The sequence below is a fragment of the Pectobacterium carotovorum genome, assembly GCF_900129615.1.
In the GTDB taxonomy this organism is placed as follows: domain Bacteria; phylum Pseudomonadota; class Gammaproteobacteria; order Enterobacterales; family Enterobacteriaceae; genus Pectobacterium; species Pectobacterium carotovorum.
Map to the genome: position 1 here is coordinate 835,432 of NZ_FQWI01000001.1, position 19,665 is coordinate 855,096.

Annotated in this window: 20 protein-coding genes; 7 read left to right on the plus strand and 13 right to left on the minus strand. The window is 54.5% G+C overall.

Annotated elements, in window-relative coordinates; genetic code table 11:
• Window positions 1-249: 249 nt before the first annotated feature.
• From ppsR to BUB06_RS03680, 6 genes are all read left to right on the plus strand, one after another.
• Complete coding sequence (gene ppsR, locus BUB06_RS03655; protein ID WP_010297774.1) at window positions 250-1,071, plus strand: posphoenolpyruvate synthetase regulatory kinase/phosphorylase PpsR; 822 nt, start codon at window positions 250-252, stop codon at window positions 1,069-1,071.
• A gap of 203 nt (window positions 1,072-1,274) precedes the next feature.
• Window positions 1,275-2,321: a 3-deoxy-7-phosphoheptulonate synthase gene (locus BUB06_RS03660; RefSeq protein WP_039471594.1), complete on the plus strand. Its 1,047-nt coding sequence runs from the start codon at window positions 1,275-1,277 to the stop codon at window positions 2,319-2,321.
• A 217-nt stretch (window positions 2,322-2,538) separates the two neighbouring features.
• Window positions 2,539-3,588 (plus strand): hemin-degrading factor, encoded by a 1,050-nt coding sequence (locus BUB06_RS03665; RefSeq protein ID WP_010297768.1) that lies wholly within the window; start codon window positions 2,539-2,541, stop codon window positions 3,586-3,588.
• Complete coding sequence (locus BUB06_RS03670) at window positions 3,585-4,403, plus strand: heme/hemin ABC transporter substrate-binding protein (RefSeq protein ID WP_010276318.1); 819 nt, start codon at window positions 3,585-3,587, stop codon at window positions 4,401-4,403. The genes BUB06_RS03665 and BUB06_RS03670 overlap by 4 nt, the downstream gene beginning before the upstream one ends.
• Window positions 4,400-5,404, plus strand: coding sequence for a FecCD family ABC transporter permease (locus BUB06_RS03675; RefSeq protein ID WP_010297764.1), 1,005 nt, complete (start codon window positions 4,400-4,402; stop codon window positions 5,402-5,404). Before BUB06_RS03670 ends, BUB06_RS03675 begins: the two co-directional genes overlap by 4 nt.
• Complete coding sequence (locus tag BUB06_RS03680; RefSeq protein WP_039471592.1) at window positions 5,397-6,194, plus strand: heme ABC transporter ATP-binding protein; 798 nt, start codon at window positions 5,397-5,399, stop codon at window positions 6,192-6,194. Before BUB06_RS03675 ends, BUB06_RS03680 begins: the two co-directional genes overlap by 8 nt.
• 21 nt (window positions 6,195-6,215) lie before the next feature.
• On the opposite strand, the gene BUB06_RS03685 is transcribed toward BUB06_RS03680, so the two are convergent.
• From BUB06_RS03685 to BUB06_RS03720, 8 genes are all read right to left on the minus strand, one after another.
• Window positions 6,216-7,667 (minus strand): protein adenylyltransferase SelO, encoded by a 1,452-nt coding sequence (locus BUB06_RS03685; protein WP_039471590.1) that lies wholly within the window; start codon window positions 7,665-7,667, stop codon window positions 6,216-6,218.
• A 176-nt stretch (window positions 7,668-7,843) separates the two neighbouring features.
• Window positions 7,844-8,860, minus strand: coding sequence for a lipoate--protein ligase (locus tag BUB06_RS03690; protein ID WP_039471588.1), 1,017 nt, complete (start codon window positions 8,858-8,860; stop codon window positions 7,844-7,846).
• A gap of 45 nt (window positions 8,861-8,905) precedes the next feature.
• Window positions 8,906-9,379, minus strand: coding sequence for an NlpC/P60 family protein (locus BUB06_RS03695; RefSeq protein WP_080726767.1), 474 nt, complete (start codon window positions 9,377-9,379; stop codon window positions 8,906-8,908).
• Between the two features lie 143 nt (window positions 9,380-9,522).
• Entirely contained in the window at window positions 9,523-10,299 is a 777-nt protein-coding gene (btuD, locus tag BUB06_RS03700; RefSeq protein WP_039471586.1) for a vitamin B12 ABC transporter ATP-binding protein BtuD, read from the minus strand.
• Entirely contained in the window at window positions 10,300-10,851 is a 552-nt protein-coding gene (locus BUB06_RS03705) for a glutathione peroxidase (protein ID WP_010297746.1), read from the minus strand. It lies immediately after the preceding gene.
• 51 nt (window positions 10,852-10,902) lie between these two features.
• Window positions 10,903-11,898: a vitamin B12 ABC transporter permease BtuC gene (btuC, locus tag BUB06_RS03710; protein WP_048329268.1), complete on the minus strand. Its 996-nt coding sequence runs from the start codon at window positions 11,896-11,898 to the stop codon at window positions 10,903-10,905.
• A gap of 132 nt (window positions 11,899-12,030) precedes the next feature.
• The gene (locus tag BUB06_RS03715) at window positions 12,031-12,795 is read right to left on the minus strand and encodes a class I SAM-dependent methyltransferase (protein ID WP_039471582.1); all 765 of its coding nucleotides are present in this window, start codon (window positions 12,793-12,795) and stop codon (window positions 12,031-12,033) included.
• A gap of 60 nt (window positions 12,796-12,855) precedes the next feature.
• Window positions 12,856-13,197 carry a cupin domain-containing protein gene (locus BUB06_RS03720; RefSeq protein ID WP_039471581.1) on the minus strand — a complete coding sequence of 114 codons (342 nt, stop codon included), beginning with the start codon at window positions 13,195-13,197 and terminating at the stop codon, window positions 12,856-12,858.
• Window positions 13,198-13,313: 116 nt separating this feature from the next.
• Between BUB06_RS03720 and BUB06_RS03725 the strand changes: the two genes are divergently transcribed.
• Window positions 13,314-14,030, plus strand: coding sequence for a Crp/Fnr family transcriptional regulator (locus BUB06_RS03725; protein WP_039471579.1), 717 nt, complete (start codon window positions 13,314-13,316; stop codon window positions 14,028-14,030).
• A 561-nt stretch (window positions 14,031-14,591) separates the two neighbouring features.
• Here the strand turns inward: BUB06_RS03725 and cobB are convergent.
• The 5 genes from cobB to lolC all read right to left on the minus strand — a co-directional run bounded on the left by cobB (window position 14,592) and on the right by lolC (window position 19,579).
• Entirely contained in the window at window positions 14,592-15,422 is an 831-nt protein-coding gene (cobB, locus tag BUB06_RS03735; RefSeq protein WP_029367843.1) for a Sir2 family NAD+-dependent deacetylase, read from the minus strand.
• An 11-nt stretch (window positions 15,423-15,433) separates the two neighbouring features.
• The gene (gene nagK / locus BUB06_RS03740; RefSeq protein ID WP_039471576.1) at window positions 15,434-16,348 is read right to left on the minus strand and encodes an N-acetylglucosamine kinase; all 915 of its coding nucleotides are present in this window, start codon (window positions 16,346-16,348) and stop codon (window positions 15,434-15,436) included.
• Window positions 16,349-16,432: 84 nt separating this feature from the next.
• The gene (lolE, locus tag BUB06_RS03745; protein WP_010297721.1) at window positions 16,433-17,680 is read right to left on the minus strand and encodes a lipoprotein-releasing ABC transporter permease subunit LolE; all 1,248 of its coding nucleotides are present in this window, start codon (window positions 17,678-17,680) and stop codon (window positions 16,433-16,435) included.
• Window positions 17,677-18,384, minus strand: coding sequence for a lipoprotein-releasing ABC transporter ATP-binding protein LolD (gene lolD, locus BUB06_RS03750; protein WP_010297717.1), 708 nt, complete (start codon window positions 18,382-18,384; stop codon window positions 17,677-17,679). Before lolD ends, lolE begins: the two co-directional genes overlap by 4 nt.
• Window positions 18,377-19,579, minus strand: coding sequence for a lipoprotein-releasing ABC transporter permease subunit LolC (lolC, locus tag BUB06_RS03755; protein ID WP_039471574.1), 1,203 nt, complete (start codon window positions 19,577-19,579; stop codon window positions 18,377-18,379). Before lolC ends, lolD begins: the two co-directional genes overlap by 8 nt.
• Between the last annotated feature and the right edge of the window lie 86 nt (window positions 19,580-19,665).

Below are 19,665 nucleotides of genomic sequence, written 5' to 3' on the forward strand. Positions count from 1 at the left end.
AATCGCCTCAACGCAATCAGGTTAGCATAGCGTTTTGATGAACATGGACAGGTGAATCGATCAACCTATGAAAAAAAACTGATTTCACGGCGAATGATTGCTTAACACGGTAAAAATCCAATATCGTAGAAGATTAGTATTCTTTATCATGAAGATAATGAAATGGCGTTTTAATAAAAGTATTCTTGAAACGCAATTTTTGACGAGGTTAACGTGTTCGAGCTGTCGGAAATATCACAAGGGGGTTATGTGGAAAGAAACGTATTTTATGTCTCGGACGGTACAGCCATTACGGCAGAAGTACTGGGTCATGCGGTGTTATCCCAGTTCCCCGTGAACACGGTTAGCTATACCTTACCTTTCGTGGAAAGTGAAGCTCGCGCCAAAGCCGTGTGTGAGCAAATCAATACGCTATATCAGCAAACCGGTGTGCGCCCGCTGGTGTTTTACTCCATCGTCACGCCGACCGTGCGTAACATTATTACCAGCAGCGACGGGTTTTGCCAGGACATCGTACAGGCGCTGGTTGCTCCCTTGCAGGAAGAATTGAACACGCCGCCTACGCCGATTGCCAACCGCACTCACGGTTTGACGGCCAATAACCTAAGCAAATACGACGCCCGTATTGCCGCCATCGATTATACGCTGGCGCACGATGACGGCATTTCGCTGCGCAACCTCGATCAGGCACAGGTTATTTTGCTGGGTGTGTCACGCTGCGGTAAAACGCCGACCAGCCTGTATCTGGCGATGCAGTTCGGCATTCGCGCCGCCAACTATCCTTTTATTGCCGATGATATGGATAACCTGCGTCTGCCTGACGCGTTAAAACCTTTCCAGCACAAGCTATTCGGGCTCACTATTGATGCCGAACGGCTGGCGGCCATTCGGGAAGAGCGTCGGGGAAACAGTCGCTACGCTTCGTTGCGCCAGTGCCGCATGGAACTCAGTGAAGTTGAAGCGCTATTTCGCAAACATCAGATTAAATATCTCAATACCACCAATTATTCCGTTGAGGAAATTTCCGCCAAAATCATCGACATTCTCGGCATGAGTCGGAGAATGTACTAGTACATGATAGTTTTTTTATCCTGATGCGGTTGTAATGTGCGCCATTTCGTTTATTGTGTGCACCATCACTTCCCGGCATTTCGCCGCTGCGAAGCAACCTTTTAGTCGGAAACATAGCCTGAAAACGCTGTCTGGAAACACTGTCATGTCCATGCATTTCGGTGAAGACAGGTTTTCGGCTTGACCGTATTCAGAGATAAAACATGCTGCAAACAGATGAACTGCGGAGCGCGCGCATCGAGAGTCTGGTTACGCCTCAAACGCTACTCGCCAGACTCCCGATTACCCCTGCCGTTGCCGAAAATGTCACCTCGTCACGCAAGAAAATTGAAGCCATTCTAACGGGTCAAGATCCTCGTTTACTCGTCGTGGTTGGTCCGTGTTCCATCCATGACACCGATAGCGCGTTAGATTATGCGCGCCGTCTGGCTGCACTACGCACGCAGTATCAGGATCGACTGGAAGTCGTCATGCGCACCTATTTTGAAAAACCGCGCACGGTGGTGGGCTGGAAGGGACTCATTTCCGATCCCGCGCTCAATGGAACCTTCCAGGTGAATGAAGGGCTGGAAATTGCACGCCGCCTGCTGCTGGACGTCAACCAGCTTGGATTGCCGACCGCGACGGAATTCCTCGATATGGTCACTGGCCAATATATCGCCGACCTGATTAGCTGGGGCGCGATTGGCGCGAGAACTACCGAAAGCCAGATCCACCGGGAAATGGCCTCAGCGCTATCCTGCCCTGTTGGCTTCAAGAACGGGACGGACGGTAATACACGTATCGCCGTCGATGCCATTCGTGCCGCTCGCGCCCAGCATATGTTTCTCTCGCCGGATAAGCAGGGCTTCATGTCGGTCTACAAAACGCAGGGCAACCCGTTTGGCCACATTATTATGCGTGGCGGGAAAAAACCGAACTACCGCGCGGAAGATATCGCCGCCGCCTGCGATCATCTGCGTGAATTCTCGCTGCCCGAACATCTGGTGATCGATTTTAGTCACGCCAACTGTCAGAAACAGCACCGCCGTCAGCTCGACGTTGCCAATGACATCTGCCAGCAAATTCGCGCGGGTTCACGCGCCATTGCGGGCATCATGGCGGAAAGTTTCTTAATCGAAGGCAACCAGCCGGCGATCAATCCTCTGGCATTGACGTATGGGCAATCCATTACCGATCCGTGCCTGAGCTGGCAGGATACCGAAACGCTGCTGGCACGTCTGACAGACGCCGTCGACAGTCGTTTTTAATCCGATATACGCTGGCACACTCACCTTCCCCGGTAGTGTGTCAGCCATTTTCCTGCTTTCCCGCCGCCCATCTCGCTATCTCGCAGCACGTAAATACCTCTTACGATTCCTCTTATTCCACTTATTAAGAAAACTTCACTTGAGGTTGCGTTTTTGTTACATGAAAATGATTATCATTCATTGCTATAATCAACACGACAACGATTAAGGGAACGAGATGCAGACGTCCATTTACCAACAATACCTCCAGGCTAAAGTAGAACATCCGCGCAAATACGCCCGCGATCTGGCTGCACAACTCGGCATCAGCGAAGCGGAATTGACGCACGCCCGCGTCGGACACGATGCACAGCGTCTACAGGGTGATGCCAAAGTTTGGCTCAGTGCACTGGAACAGGTTGGTAATACCAAGTCGATCACGCGCAACGAATACGCTGTGCATGAGCATACCGGTTACTATCAAAACCAGACGCTTGATGGGCACGCTGGTCTTATCCTCAACCCGCGCGAGTTAGATCTGCGTTTGTTCCTTTCTCAATGGGCTTCCGCCTTTGCGCTGCGTGAAAATACCGCACGCGGTGAGCGCCAGAGCATTCAATTTTTCGATCATCAAGGTGATGCCATTCTGAAGGTCTACACGACCGACACCACAGACATGGACGCCTGGCAGCTATTTGTTGAGAAATTTACCAGCAGCGACAACCCCGCGTTGGCACTTCGTCCAGCAAACAGCGTAGCAGCCGAGCCGATCGTTGCCCATAATCCTCAGCTTGAAGCAGACTGGCGTGCGATGACGGATGTGCATGATTTCTTCATTTTGCTCAAGCGCTATAACCTGACGCGTCAGCAGGCGTTTAACTCGGTCGCTGACGATCTGGCCTACCGTGTAGAAAACGATGCGCTGTCACAGATTCTGTTTGCCGCGCGTGAAGATCAGAACGAGATCATGGTATTTGTCGGTAACCGTGGCTGTGTGCAAATCTTCACCGGTACGCTTGAGCGTGTAGAGCGTATGGAGCAGCATGCGGAATGGATTAACATCTTTAATAAAGATTTCACCCTGCATCTGATCGAAGGCGCGATCGCTGAAAGTTGGATCACGCGTAAACCGACAGCCGACGGTATTGTGACCAGCCTCGAACTCTATGCCGCAGACGGCTCTCAAATTGCACAACTCTTTGGGCAACGTACCGAAGGCACGCCGGAACAACAGCAGTGGCGCGACCAGATCGATGCCCTGAAACCGCATAAGGATCTCGCCGCATGAAAAACTGGCTATTCCCCCTGCTATTGACACTCCCGCTGGGGGTGTCTGCTGCCGAACGTATCGTTTCTATCGGCGGCGACGTCACGGAAATCATCTATGCGCTGGGCGCGGAGAAAGATCTGGTTGCGCGTGATAGCACCAGTCTGCACCCGGAAGCCGTGAAGAAACTGCCTGACGTGGGCTACATGCGCCACCTCAACGCGGAAGGTATTCTGGCCATGAAACCGTCACTGGTTCTCGCCAGCGATCTGTCCCAGCCATCGCTCATCCTGCAGCAGGTAGCGGACAGCGGCACAAAAGTGGTTCATGTAACCGCCGAGCCATCGCTAGATGCGGTGCCGAAGAAAATCGGGGCCATTGCTCAGACGCTAGGAAAAGACGCAGAAGGTAAAAAACTGACGGAAACTTATCAGCAGCAACTGGCAGCAGTCAAAACCTCACCGCTGCCGGTTAACGTGCTGTTCGTTCTCAGCCACGGCGGCATGACCGCACTGGCTGCGGGTAAAAATAGTCCGCCAGACACGATTATCCGCAGTGCCGGATTAAAAAATGCCATGCAAAACGTTGAGCGCTACCAGCCATTGTCACAGGAAGGCGTGATTGCCAGTGCGCCGGATCTGATTCTGATATCCAGTCAGGGGCTGAAAACGTTGGGTGGTGAAGCACAGGTCTGGAAATTACCCGGTTTGGCATTGACGCCTGCGGGTAAAAACAAGCGTCTGTTAGTGGTCGATGACATGGCGATGCTGGGCTTCACGCTCGAAACGCCAGCGCTGATGGCGACGCTGCGTCAGACAGCCGAAGCGATCAAATGACGTCACGCTTTCACCCGCGCACGTGGTTGATCGCACTGCTGTTACTGATGGTGGCACTGATGGTCGGTGCCGCCAACATGGGCGCGCTGACCCTATCGCTCAAGATGTTATGGCAAACGCCGCTTGACGATCCAATCTGGCATATCTGGTTGAATATCCGCGTACCCCGTGTGCTGCTGGCGATCCTCGTCGGCGGCGCGCTGGCCTGTTCCGGCGCGATTATGCAGGGGTTATTTCGCAATCCGCTCGCCGATCCTGGCCTGCTTGGGATCAGCAGCGGTGCCGCACTCTGCGTCGCGCTAACCATTGTGCTGCCGCTTGGCCTTCCCCCGCTGCTGGCGCTTTACGGCCCGATGTTTGCCGCTTTCGCGGGTAGTCTGGCAATTACGGCGATTATTTTCATCCTCAGCCGCTCCGAACAGGGTGGATTAACGCGATTATTGCTGGCAGGCATCGCGCTCAATGCACTGTGCCTTGCCCTCATCGGCGTGTTGACCTACATCAGCACCGATCAGCAACTGCGCCAGTTCTCACTGTGGGGAATGGGGAGCCTTGGACAGGCACAGTGGCCCATGCTGCTGGTTGCCAGCACGTTGGTCATCCCTGCCACGATCGCCACGTTATACTACGCGCACCGTCTGAACGTGTTGCAATTAGGGGACGAAGAGGCGCACTACCTTGGCGTCAACGTGAAACGCACCAAGTACACGCTACTGCTGCTCAGTTCGCTGTTGGTTGGCGTAGCAGTGGCGGTCAGCGGCGTGATCGGGTTTATCGGGCTTATCATTCCACACCTGATGCGCATGCATCTGGGTGCCGACCATCGCTGGCTCATTCCCGGTTCTATCCTCGGCGGTGCCTGCCTGCTGTTGTTTGCCGATACGCTGGCACGCACGCTGCTTTCTCCGGCAGAAATGCCCGTTGGGTTGTTAAGCAGCCTGATTGGCGGGCCATATTTCTTATGGCTGATCGTTCAGCATAAAGGACGGGGAAATGACTGACTCAGCGTACGACCGGACGTTAGTCGCACGTCATCTACGCTTTCAGACCAACGGACGCTACCTGACGGATGACGTTTCTCTGGAATTGCACAGTGGGGAAATTGTCGCGATTATCGGCCCTAACGGTGCGGGGAAATCTACCCTGCTCCGCTTACTGACCGGTTATTTGACGCCAGATGAAGGCGAGTGCCTGTTAGCCGGACAGCCTTTTTCACACTGGCAGCCCGGCGCACTCGCAAAAACGCGTGCGGTGATGCGTCAACATAGCGGCATGGCGTTTGCGTTTAGCGTGCGGGATGTCGTTGCGATGGGGCGTTCCCCGCATGGGCGCTACCCGAAAAATGATGATGTTATTCAGCAGGTCATGGCGCAAACGGGCTGTCTGGAACTGGCTACGCGCGACTATCGTCAGCTTTCCGGCGGGGAGCAACAGCGTGTGCAACTGGCTCGCGTGCTGGCGCAGCTGTGGCATCCAGAGCCGACGCCGGGTTGGTTATTTCTCGATGAACCGACTTCGGCGCTGGATCTCTACCACCAGCAGCACCTCTTACGGCTGCTCAAGCAGCTTACACGCGAACAGCCGTTATCCGTATGCTGCGTCCTGCACGACCTGAATCTGGCCGCGCTGTATGCCGACCGCATTCTGCTGCTGCATGAAGGGAAGCTAGTCGCACAAGGCACGCCTGCGCAAGTGCTACAGGCCGAGACGTTGACCCACTGGTATCGCGCCGATCTCAGCGTCGGTTCACACCCTGACTACACCATTCCGCAGGTTTATCTGCGGCAATAGCCAAGTCCCCCCTGCTCCGATTCAACTGGAGCAGGAAATCTCCAGATGCTTACCCCACTCTGGCGGTAACGCCGCTAAGTCGTTCTTCTCCGGCTGTTCATCAAACGGTTGGCACAGCGCCTGATGCAGACGCGCCAGCACACTGATGTCATCACTTTCCGCCCGTTCAATCGCCATTTGTGCCAGATAATTACGCAGAATATATTTCGGGTTCGTCGCATTCATCAGCCGACGGCGTTCCTCATCGCTCTGCTCTTCCTGCATCAGCCTCTGGCGATAGGTCGCAAACCAGCTATCGAACGCGGCCCTGTCGATGAATTCATCACGAAGTGGCGAGCGCGATGCCTGCTTTTCGCTGTCTGCCAGCAGGCGGAACGTGCGGGTGTAATCGCTGCCTTCTTGCTGCATCAAACGCAACAGCCCGACCAGCACGTCATTATCTTCAGAACTTGCGGTAAATAAGCCCAGCTTAGCGCGCATCAGCGTGCCATAGTGCTGCATCAGCGCCGGTTCGTAGCGTGCAAGCGCACGTTCCAACGTTTCCGTGTCCATCAGCCCCGACAGCGCCTGCGCCAGCCGATGCAAATTCCACAGCCCCACGGCGGGTTGATTGTCAAACGCGTAGCGCCCGCGATGGTCGGAGTGATTGCAAATGAAATCGGGCTGATAGGCATCTAAAAAGCCATAAGGGCCGTAGTCGATGGTCAGTCCCAGAATCGACATGTTGTCCGTATTCATTACGCCGTGCGCAAAACCGACAGCCTGCCAGTGTGTAATCAGACGGGCAGTACGCTCTACCACATCGCCGAACCACAGCTCATAACGACGCTCGTCGTTTTCCCACTGCGGCCAGTGGCGGGCGATCACATACTCCACTAACTGACGCACTTTTTCTGGCTCGCGGCGATAGTAGAAGTGCTCGAAATGACCAAAGCGCACATGGCTCTCTGCCACGCGCAGCAGCATCGCACCCTTTTCTTCCTGCTCACGCTGGACCGGATGTGTACTGGTAACAATCGTCAGCGCCCGCGTGGTAGGAATTCCCAGATGGTGCATCGCTTCCGAGGCCAGAAATTCGCGTATTGCTGAGCGCAGCACCGCACGACCGTCGCCCATGCGCGAATATGGCGTCAGCCCCGCGCCTTTCAGATGCCAGTCCATACTGCGGCCATCTGCCAGTTGTTGTTCCCCTAGCAGGATGCCACGCCCGTCACCCAACTGACCGGCCCACACGCCAAACTGATGACCGCTATAAACCTGCGCCAGCGGTGCCATTCCCGGCAACAAACGCTCGCCGCTCCAGACGGCATCCTGTTCTGGCGTAAACCAGTCAGACGACAGACCGAGTTCCGCGGCAAGCCCCTCGCTGTGATAAAGCAGGCGAGCGCCATGCAGCGGCGTCGGCTGTAGCGCAGTGTAGAACCCCGGCAGTTGGTCAAAATAGTGATTTTTGAATAACGGTGTTTGCTGCATCATGTCTCCCTAATACCACTCTATTCAGGTGAAGAGAGCCACGCGCTCACCACACAACAATTAACGGGTAGATAGAAAGTGTAGAGGGATGGAACTGAAATTAACACGGAGGAAACGCAGGGGTATTATTTCCCTTACGTTTCCTTGTCATCGATTCGTTGAGAAAAACAGGACATCTAGCGCAGGCTCTGCTCCAGCCACTCAGCCAGTTCCTGCAATTCGCTTTGCTGTTCGGGGAAGGTGGTAATCAGCGCCTGACATGCCGCCGCCAAGGCTTCTGGGCGATACGCCGTTCCCTGTAATGCGGAGGCGAGTGCTTCTAACGGCGCGGGATTCAGGCTATCGGTATAAATCTGCGCACGGACAATCACGCCGCGCTCCACATCGAAATGTAATTCAACGCCGCCCCAGATAAAGCGGTTATCCAGTAAATGCGAGAAATCCGGCGCCTGACCGAAGTTCCATTCCCAGCTACTTTGACGCGCAAACTGTTCGCTGAATCCGGGGAGGTCCGGGTGGGCAGATGGCGAGATAATTTCCGGCTCGCACTGTTCGCCAAAATAATCAAAGAAGGCCTGCGTCACCGCCTGACAAATAGCCTGATGATCGACAGAAGGCAGCAATTCCACCAGATTGGCGACACGGGAACGCACGGACGTAATTCCTTTTGCCTGTAGCTTCTTAACATCCGGGTTCAAATAATCGGCTAAGCGGCTGAGATCTGCGTTCAGCAGCAGCGTGCCGTGATGGAACCCGCGATCCTTGGTTTCGCGATAGGCAGAACCGGACACCTTACGCACGCCATCCGCGGTTTCCACCACCAGATCGTTACGCCCCGAGGCGCTGGCCTTTAACCCAAGCGAACTGAGTGCATCCAGAACAATCTGCGTTGAGACGCTTTTATCGTATTCCGGTTTGCCCGCCATGAAGGTAAAGCAGGTATTACCGAGATCGTGGAAGACCGCTCCACCGCCGCTGCTGCGTCGTGCCAGCTTGATGCCATCTTCTTCCATCCGCCGCGTATTGCACTCTTTCCACGGATTCTGGGCGCGCCCAATGACGACGGTTTCCGCATTGCGCCATAAAAACAGTACCCGCTGCGTGGTAGGCATCTGACGAAAGATGCACTCCTCAACGGCCAGATTAAACCAGGGATCGTAAGAGTCGGAGATTAATAAACGCAGAGAGGACATGAGTGGATAGCTCCATGCTGTCAACAACACAAAATAAGGAAGGAATCAGATGCGGCGAGCCTGCCAGTACGCCCGTTTCCAGTACACGTTATCCAGCGACGAGCGGATGACGCCCTGACTGGTGGAGGCATGAATAAACTGGTCGTCTTTGTCATAAATGCCGACGTGCAGCCCACTGCTGCCGCTGCCGGTTTTGAAAAAGACCAAATCGCCCGGTAACAGGTTATCGCGGTCAACGCGCTCGCCCAGTTCAGTTTGTTCTTCCGTGGTGCGCGGCAATTGCATGCCAAACTTATCGCGAAACGTCAGGTAGACGAAGCCTGAACAATCAACACCGTTACGATCCAGCCCGCCATAGCGATAAGGCGTTCTGTACCATTGCCCGAGTTGATCGTTTAGCTGCACCATCACCATGATCGAATCGCTCAGACGCGCATCCGGCGGCGGGTTGTGCCGACTACTGCTACAGCCGACCAAAATCAGGCTGGCGAGGATCAAAGTATGTCGTAAACGTATCATCGCGATTACCATAAAACCGCCGAGGCCATCGTCCTCTAGCGTTTGAAAATGCTAGGTATTGGATTAATTTAGCGTTTAATCGGGGTCACTGGCAAGTAAAGGCGATTTTTCCTATTTTCTGACGACGCCATTTTCTGGCAGCGCTAGGCGCTGCGCGTGATGATCCAGTTTCTGCCATCCACCACATGCCGCTGAAACGCGACACCGAACACAGGAGACAGCACGTCCGGCAGCATGACCTCCGCCGTTTCGCCCTGCGCCACCAGAGTCCCTGCCGACAGCAGCCACACGCGATCGGCATGGTGGGCGCTGTGATTCAGATCGTGTGCGCAAACTACGACGGCGATGCCCAAACGACAGAGTTCACTCAGTAACGCATCCAGTGCCACCTGCTGAGCCACATCCAGACTATTGGTTGGTTCATCCAGCAACAGCAAACGCGCGTGCGGATTGATCGTCGGCCAAATCTGCAACAGCGCCGCCACCAGCCGAACGCGCTGCCACTCGCCTCCCGACAACTGCGTAAGCGGGCGCGCCAGTTTGTCGGTTAACATCAGGCGTTCTGCCAGAAAATGCACCACCTTTTCGACCGCGTCTTCCTGAGCCAGCGGCGGTTGATGCCGTTGCCAATACTGGAATACCGGCATCAGCGCCAGCGGCGGTTGCTGCTGTGCCAGATAGGCGCGCCGCACGGCCAGATCCGCTGCCGTATACTGCGACAGCGGCATGCCGGCCAGATAGACGTCACCTTCCCCCGCCAGTAAGCCAGCCGCTCTTGCCAGCAGGGTACTCTTTCCTGCGCCGTTCGGACCGATGATGTGCAGCAATTCACCACGACGACACTCCGCATTCGTCGGCGACAAACGCGGCAAGGCGCTAGCCTGCAACAGCTGTAATACTGGGGAAGTCTGCTGCGTCAATTATTTTGCCAACGCCTCTTCGATCGCTTTCACGATGGTGTCATGGTCAGGTGCCATATCCGGCGCAAAGCGATCAATCACCTGCCCTTCGCGATCCACCAGGAATTTTTCGAAGTTCCACAGGATGTCTTCTGGATTCTTGGGCTTACGGCCTTTATTGACTAAACGCGCAAAAAAGTCACTTTTCCAGGTTCCATTGGCTTCCGGTTGCTGACGAATCAACAACTGGTACAGCGGGTGACGGTTCTCGCCATTCACTTCAATTTTGCTGAACATCGGGAACTGAACGCCAAATGTCCCACGGCAGAATTCCTGAATCTCTTCTTCCGAGCCCGGTTCCTGCCCTGCAAATTCATTGGAGGGGAATCCCAGCACGACCAGACCTTTGTCGCGATAGGTTTCGTAGAGTTTTTCCAACGCGTCGTATTGTTTAGTCAGGCCGCATTGAGAGGCGACATTGACGACTAAAGCCACCTGCCCTTTAAACGCTTCAAACGTTGTCGCTTTCCCGTCGATGGTAGTCAGCGGAATAGTATAGATTTCAGTGCTCATCGTTTTGCTCCCTTCAGTGATCAACAAGAGTGGATAGAACAAGACATCTCGCTACAGCCGATTGCGTAATAGTAGCCAGATAAACCACGGCGATCCCAGCGTAGCGGTAACCACGCCTATCGGCAACTCGGCTGAACTTAGCGCAACACGCGCGACCGTATCCGCCAGCAGCAACACGCCGCCGCCAGCCAATGCACATCCGGTCAATAAATAACGCTGATCGGTCAGTCCACACAGCCGTAACATGTGTGGGATCACCAGACCAATAAACGCGATGATACCGGCCAGCGCCACGCTCAGGCCGACCTGCACGCCCATCACCAACACGAGAATCGTGCGCCAGCGATAGACTGGGATACCTAACTGACGCGCCTGAATCTCACCCAGCGTCAGCCCATTTAACACCGCCCCCTGACGACTCAACCACAGCAACAGCGGCAAGAGTGTCAACATCAACCAGCCGTGTCGCCAGTCAATGCCGCTGAAGCCGCCCATCATCCAATACATCAGTTGGCGTAAATCGAGGCTGGTACTGAAATAGACGGCCCAGGTCATCACCGCACTACAGATAATCCCGAGCGCAATGCCGATGAGTAATAAACGGGTATTGGAGATATGCCGACGGGCAAAATGCAGTAACAGAAAGGTAATCAGCAGCGCGCCAGCAATCGCGCTCAAGCTTAACATCCAGACGGGCAGCAATCCCTGCCCCAGCAGTACCGTCAGCACTAAGGCCACGCCTGCGCCGTTTGCCACGCCCAGCAGCCCCGGTTCCGCCAGCGGATTATCAAAGACTGCCTGCATCACGGTGCCCGACATTGCCAGACTGGCACCCACCAACATCACAGCCAGCGTTCTGGGCAAACGCAGTTGCCAGACAAAGAGTTGCTGAGCCTCATCCAGCCAGGCCGTCGGCCAAATCCAGCGCTCCCCGGCGCACAGGCTTACGATCAGCGTGAGTGTGAGAAACGCCAACAGCAGTGCCAGACTCCGACGATCGCGTCTGCACTGCTGTTGTTTTAGCTGGCTGTAATGGGGTAACGGCATAGCGTGCTTTAGCGGGATATCACCCGGCGGTCATTAAGTATTGTCATGTATGTTAAACGATTTCGCTTACCTTACACGCATTTTCCTTATTACCGCAGCACGGTCAAAACGCCGTAGTGCCGCATACCGCCCTTATTTGGTACTGCATACCGCAATATAGTTAAGCTGGTTCCGATTGCGGCGGAAGGTATGAAACATGTTGAAGAACATGTCGCGGTTTTCTTTCTTCAGCGCATTTTTTACGATACGCGCCGCACCCGCTAGCCCTTCATCATAAATCAGCCCCTGTGGCGTCAGCAGCGTCATTGCGCCGTTATCGTAGCTAACCTTGCTAAAACCACATTCCTGAAACAGCGTCACCCAGCGCTCGCGCAGCATCGGCTGGGCATGCACGTTGATCGCTTTATGCATCTGCTCCACCGCCTGCAATGCCCCAGTATCCTTCTCGGAAAGCAGCATGATATCGTGCGTAATCAGGCGGCCACCCGGTTTCAGCACGCGATAATATTCGGCAATAATGCGGCTCTTGGCTTTGTCGGCATACATCGTCAGCATGGCTTCATTAATCACCACGTCAAAGTGATTATCGGGGAACGGCAGTTCCAGCGCATTTGCCTGCATAATCGTGACCTGCGAGGCTAAACCGTTCGCTGCCACATTTTCCTGCGCCTTCTGTAGCGCGACTTTATCCATATCCGCGCCAATAACCTGACAGCCAAATCGACGCGCAATCTCCATCGCCGTGGTGCCCATATTGCAGGCGACTTCCAATACTACGCTGTCCTGCCGGAATCCGGCCTGACTGAGCAGCCACTCAGTTGCCTTTCTGCCGCCGGGGCGCAGACGCTTTTTCCCCAGTCGAGCTAAAAATTTATGTCCAGCTTCATGATCGCTCATACTGTCACTCCTTCATTCGGTGTTATCGCAACAACTGTTTAGAGCCTAACGGGGTGGCTTTTAGTTGGTTTTCAGCGTCTTCAACATGGTCAGCAACATACGTGACGACTGTTGCGCATCAACGGCATGCGGGATATTGGCTGGCATACGCACCAGCGTACCGGGCTGCACGACGACGGGTTCGCCACCGATCGTCAGCAATAATTCACCTTCAAGTACCATAACCAGTGCATCATAAGGCGCACTGTGTTCGCTCAACCCCTGTCCCTGATCGAAAGCAAACAGCGTGACATTGCCGCCGTCGGTACGGGCCAACACGCGACTGGCGATACCGTGTTCGGTTGGGGTAATTAATTCATGGAGAACCAGCGCCTGTGCCGCCGGAAGGGTATTTTCTTTCATGGAAACTCTCCGCTATTCTCGATTCAGCGCGCCGTGATTTTGCTTGCCGAATTCATGCAAGTGATTATTATTTTCATTTACTAGCTTGATGGTAATACCAGCCTCTGGGAGGGCAAATGACATTTGTCAAAAAAGCGCTATCGCCCGATGAATACGGCGAAGTGCTGTTTCAGCATGATTGGATGCGCGGTGAACCCAGCGACGTGGTGTGTGAGCTACTGGCAAAAAGCGAGCGTCTGTTTTTCCGGCAGGATGACATTCTGTTTCGCGAAGGCGACAAAATGCAGCACTGTTTGCTGGTTGAAACAGGAAAATTGCAGGCCTTTCGCCATACCTATGGCGGCGATGAGAAGATTTTCGGGCAGTTTGAACGCGGAGAATTTGTCGCTATTGCCGCTGTATTTATGGATCACGGTCGCTTCCCGATGAATATTCGCGCGCAGAGCGATGGCCACACGCTGATGATCCCACGGCAGGATATTCACCAGTTTTGCTTGCAGCGCCCAGAGCTGGCACTGCGTTTGCTCAACTATCTGGGCAAGAAACTCTACTCGACGATCAACCAAATCGACTGGCTGACCTCCAGCTCCGCGCCACAGCGTCTGGCTGATTATCTGCTGCGGCAGCACCACATTCAGCAAACTCAGCATCTGACATTACCGGTGAGCCGAGGCCAGCTTGCGACGTCATTAGGGATGCGCAGTGAAACGCTAAGCAGGCTAATGTCAGACTGGAAGCGGCAAGGCCACATTACCTATCGGGGTCATCAAGTGGAATTGTGCGATCTGAATTATCTAAAAGAACTGGCTGCCGAAGCCCGGCGGACATTCTGATCGATCTAAGCCTTTGTTGATTCAGGCATGGCAAGCGGATAGAAAAACGGTAGTTATTATACTCTAAATAATTCAAGTTTCAGGAAGGCGGCAAGGGAAGGAATCCCGATGAGCTTACTCAAGTAAGTGATTCGGGTGAGTGAACGCGGCCAACGCACATGCAACTTGAAGTATGACGAGTATATATTTTTTGACAATTGTCATTCCCGCATCGTCGGATTATCAACTACGCTTAGCTGACATTAGTGAGAATAACTCTCATTAACATATTTGTCTTTCATAAGACATCGTGAGGGTAATGCTATGCTGGGCTTTTTCCGACGAACCTTATCATTTCATGGAGCACGGCCACCGCATCCGCAAGCGGACTCGCCGACAGAAACCGTTTCGCATACTCACTGTAGCGAGAGTGAATATTGTTTCTTTAACCACGCCGCGATGTTGCCATTCGATCAGCTTGACGAATGTTGCTGCGGCAACGATCGGCAAGAGAAAACGCCATCTTCACACGATTCATGACGCTTTCTCTTTTTGCGGACGCTTAAACCTTTTTGCGGGCGCTTAAAACTTAATGCTTTGACCGCGCGTCAGCCAGGCAGCGACAAACTCGGGTACGACGGCGCTAGCGGGGCCGTAAATTTTTTCATCAAACTGACTTTCTACCTGGCTCGGCTCCAGATTCAGTTCCAGCGTGTAGGCGCCGTGCGAATGGGCTTCATGGACAAAACCCGCGGCGGGATAGACATGCCCCGACGTGCCAATCGCAATAAAGTAGTCCGCCTGCGACAGCGCATGGTAAATCTTGTCCATGTGCAGCGGCATTTCACCAAACCACACCACATGCGGGCGTAACGGCGCGGGAAATTGACAGCAGTGGCAGCGCTCACCGACGGCAAGATCGTCCGTCCACTCAAAAATCTGCCCACTTTGGCTACAGCGGATTTTCAGTAGCTCACCGTGCATATGAATCACGCGCTGGCTACCAGCACGTTCATGCAGGTTATCGATGTTTTGTGTAATCAGCAGGAAATTGTCTTCCAACATCGCTTCCAGATTCGCCAACGCAAGATGTGCGGCGTTGGGCACAATTTCCGGCTGCTGTAGCTGACGACGACGGGTGTTATAAAATTCCTGCACCAGCTCGGGGTTACGCTGAAAGCCTTCGGGCGTCGCGACATCTTCGACGCGGTGCTCTTCCCACAGGCCATCGGCTGCGCGAAAGGTACGAATACCCGATTCCGCGGAAATACCGGCGCCCGTCAGTACCACCACGCGCGGTTTTTTCACTTCGCTTGCTGCCAGATAATCACGATGGAAAATACGCGCACGAAGACGCTGTTGCCGCATCCGCTTTCCCTTATGAAACCGCCCTAATCGTTGACGCGTATACATACCTTCTCCAGCTAGTTATCCATTAAGTGTAGCAACGCCGCACCACGTACGCCGCCCGCATCGCCATGACGCGCTTTCTCTATACGTGGCAGTTTCGCAATCGGTAAAAGTCGTGAAGGAAGGCGCGTCGGCAGAATTTGATAAATTTCATCAAAATTCGACAGGCCGCCGCCCAACACCAGCAGGTGTGGATCGAACAGGGTCAGCAGATTGCCCAAACAGGCCGCCAACAAATCCATAAAGCGATCGACAAACTCCTGCGCTTTTTCTTCTCCGCCACGATAGTGCCGGATAATCGTCACGGCAGGCAGCGCTTCGCCATACAGATGCTCGTACAGCCATTCAAAACCACGGCCAGAAATATAATTCTCGATACAGCCTGATTGACCGCAACCGCACTTCACGCGGGGAATATCCACGCCGATGATATCCAGTGCGTCGGACGGCAGGCGGAGATGGCCGAACTCGCCTGTGATACCGTTGCGCCCGTCAACCGGACGTCCGTTAATCACCAGACCACCGCCCAGCCCCGTGCCTAAAATCATGCCCAGCACGACAGGATAGGAACGAAATTCCGCATCCCAGGCTTCCGACAGCACAAAGCAGTTAGCATCGTTACTGATGCGAATATCTCGCTGCAAACGCTGCGACAAATCCGTACGCAGCGGTTTTCCCATCGTCGCAGGCAGGTTAGCGGTGAATAGCGCACCGTCGTTACCTGTCTCCATGCCCGGTACGCCGAGACCGACCTTCCCCTGCATGCCAACCTGAGCATCGGCCTCATGCACCAGATCGACCAGCGTGGTGAGCAGGTCATCATAATTATTACGCGGCGTCGGTACCCGCTTTTGCCACACCTTGTTCAACTCCGCGTCGAACACGCCCAGCTCAATTTTCGTGCCGCCCATGTCAAAACCGTAGTACATGACTGCTCCTTAGGGTGTGATCGCTTTCCCACACGATAGGGACTATCCCCGTCATCTCTCAAGCCGCATGTGCGTTGGCTTGGCTTACTGTCCGCTCAACACGCGGGCAGGGTCAATCCGGCTGGCGCGCCGTGCCGGATACCAACTGGCAATCAGGCTCAGCACCAGCGATGTGCCTAATACGATAAAGACATCCATCAGATGCAGTTCCGATGGCAGGAAATCGATAAAATAGATGTCGCCGGACAGCAGTTTATGACCGATAAGTGCCTCAATACCTTGAATGATCGGCGTCAGTTGCAAGGTCGCGATCACGCCGACCACGGCGCCTATCACGCTGCCAAGCAGCCCAGCCAATAGCCCGTACCAAATAAAGATAGCCCGAATCAGTCCGTCTGGGGCTCCCAGCGTACGCAAGACCGCAATGTCGCTACTTTTGTCTTTCACCGCCATCACCAGCGTTGAAACAATATTAAAACAGGCGACGCCAATCACTAGGATCATCGCCAGATACATGATGGTTCTCACCATCTGAATGTCCCGATACATATAACCATAGGTGCCAATCCAACTGCGAATAGTGACATAGGCATTCGTGACTTCGCCCGCATCGCGCACCAATTTATTGGCGGAGAACACATCGTTAGCCTTGATGGCGATCCCCGTTACGCTCTGCCCCATGTCCAGATACTGCTGGGCATCCGCCAACGGAATCAGCGCTAAGCCGTGATCGAGTTGGCCGCTCAGCTGTAAAATACCGCTGACGTGCAGCCGGATGCGTTTCGGCTGCATCAGCTTCATTTCCGGGTCGCTGTTCGGGATCATCACCGTGACCCAGTCGCCTTCCACCACATTCAGCGCCTTTGCCACGCCCTGACCAATAATGACCTGCTGTTCACCCGCGCGGAACCGCTGCCAGGCGTCATTAAGCACATAGTTGGGCAGCGCACTAAGACGTTTCTCCTGCTGTGGATCGACGCCTTTTACCTGGACCGCCTGAAGTTTGGCGCCGTTCTCCAGAAGCCCGGTGAAATTGATATAAGGCGCGGCGGCGGCAACGCCGGGAACCTGTTCTATTTTCGGAAGAATGTCCTGCCAGCCGTCGAAAGGCTGATTGACCGGTGCGATCTCACCATGCGGCACCACGGCCAGAATGCGGTTGTTCAGTTCACGTTCAAAGCCATTCATCGCGCTCAGGCCAAGAATCAACACCGCCACGCCGAGGGCAATCCCAAGCGTTGAAATGACCGAAATCAGCGAAACCATGCCGCCACGCCGACGACCGCGGCTAAAGCGCAGGCCAATCAGCAACGAGAGCGGAGGAAATCTCATTGCCGCGCTCCCATCAGGGTCAATTCCTGCTGCAACTGACCGTCGCGCATTTCCAGTTGGCGGTTCAGTCTGCTAGCCAGTTGCAGGTCATGCGTCACCACCAGAAAAGCGGTGCCCTGCCGGACATTCAGCTCTCCCAGCAGTTCAAAAATGGTGTCTGTCGTACGCTGATCGAGGTTACCCGTTGGTTCATCCGCCAACACCAGCGACGGGCTGTTAACCAGCGCTCTGGCAATCGCGACACGTTGCCGCTCACCGCCGGACAGCTCAGACGAACGGTGATGGCTGCGCGCCTCCAGCCCGACGGCCGCCAGCATTTCGCGTGCTTTATCCCGCGCCTGTGACGTCGGCACTTTACCAATCAGCAACGGCATCGCTACGTTTTCCAACGCGGTGAAATCCGGCAGCAGATGATGGAACTGATAAATAAAGCCCAGCTCGCGATTGCGTAAATCCGCTTTTGCCGCCGCAGAGAACGAATTCAACGGCTGGCCTTTAAAGATAACCTCACCTGACGTCGGCGTATCCAACCCGCCCAGCACATGCAGCAACGTACTTTTCCCCGAACCGGAACTCCCGACGATTGCCATCATCTCGCCGCTGCTCATTTCAAATGAGACATCGCGTAACACGTCGGTAGACAGCTTGCCGTCCTGGTAGCGCTTGGACAGGTTAGTACACTGCAATAACGGTAAATCACTCATAACGTAAAGCCTCAGCGGGTTGAACGGCGGCAGCGCGCCATGACGGGTAAAGTGTCGATAAGAGGGCAATCACCATCGCGGAAATGGCGATCGTCACGACCTGTACAGGGTCGATCGCCACCGGCAGTGCGGCACCATCCAGCAATACGCCCAATATTGGCATCAGCGTATTCAGTTGGCTGGCCAATAACGTCCCCAGCAATGCCCCTAACAACGCGCCAATAACGCCAGCGCTGCCCCCCTGCACCATAAACACCATCATAATCTGACGTTGAGTCAGCCCCTGCGTTTGCAGAATGGCGACTTCTCCCTGTTTTTCCATCACCAGTAAACCCAGCGAGGTAATAATATTGAACGCGGCCACGGCAACGATCAGGCTGAGCAACAGCCCCATCATATTTTTCTCCATGCGTACGGCCTGAAATAGCTCACCTTTACGCTCGCGCCAGTCTTTCCAGACTGTGCCTTCCGGCAGCGTTTGCGTGCTCAGCGTATCAACCGACAGCGGCTTTTCCAGCCACAAGCGCCAGCCGGTAATGTGGTTCGCCGGATAGCGCATCAGCCGTGAGGCATCCTGCTGATTCACCAACAGTTGGTAGCTATCCACTTCACTGTTGGCAGCAAAGGTGCCGGCAACGGTGAAAATACGCTGGCTGGGGATACGTCCCATCGGCGTCAGCTGGCTGGCGCTCGTTACCATCATGCGCACTTGATCGCCAGCGTTAACTCCCAGCTGTGCCGCCAGTTTATCGCCCAAAATGGCCTGATATTGACCGGATTGCAGTTGCTGCTGTTTGACGTTAACCAGATAGCGTGACAGCGGCTCCTGCTCGTCAGGATCAATGCCTAACATCACGCCCACGGCGACGCTGCGGGCGCTTTGTAGCACTACATCGCCCGTCGTCAGCGGCGCAACGCGCGTTACGCCTTCCAGCGAGTCTAAGGAGGAAGCAGGAATCAATGCCGGGTTCAGTGAACCTTGCGGCGTAGAGATGACCGCCTGAGGCATCACGCCCAGAATATTGCCTTCCAGTTCGCGCTCGAAGCCATTCATCACGGAAAGCACGGTGACCAGCGCCATCACGCCCAGCGTGATGCCAATAGCGGATAACCAGGAGACAAACCGGCCGAAGCGGTCTGATGCACGCCCACGCATGTAGCGCAGGCCAATAAATAAAGCGACAGGTTGATACATGAAATCCGTCTGGATAAGGTTGCCAAAGCAAAGTGATCAAGGATAATAAAGGGTAGTACTGCTTTATGGAACCCTAACACCCTCAC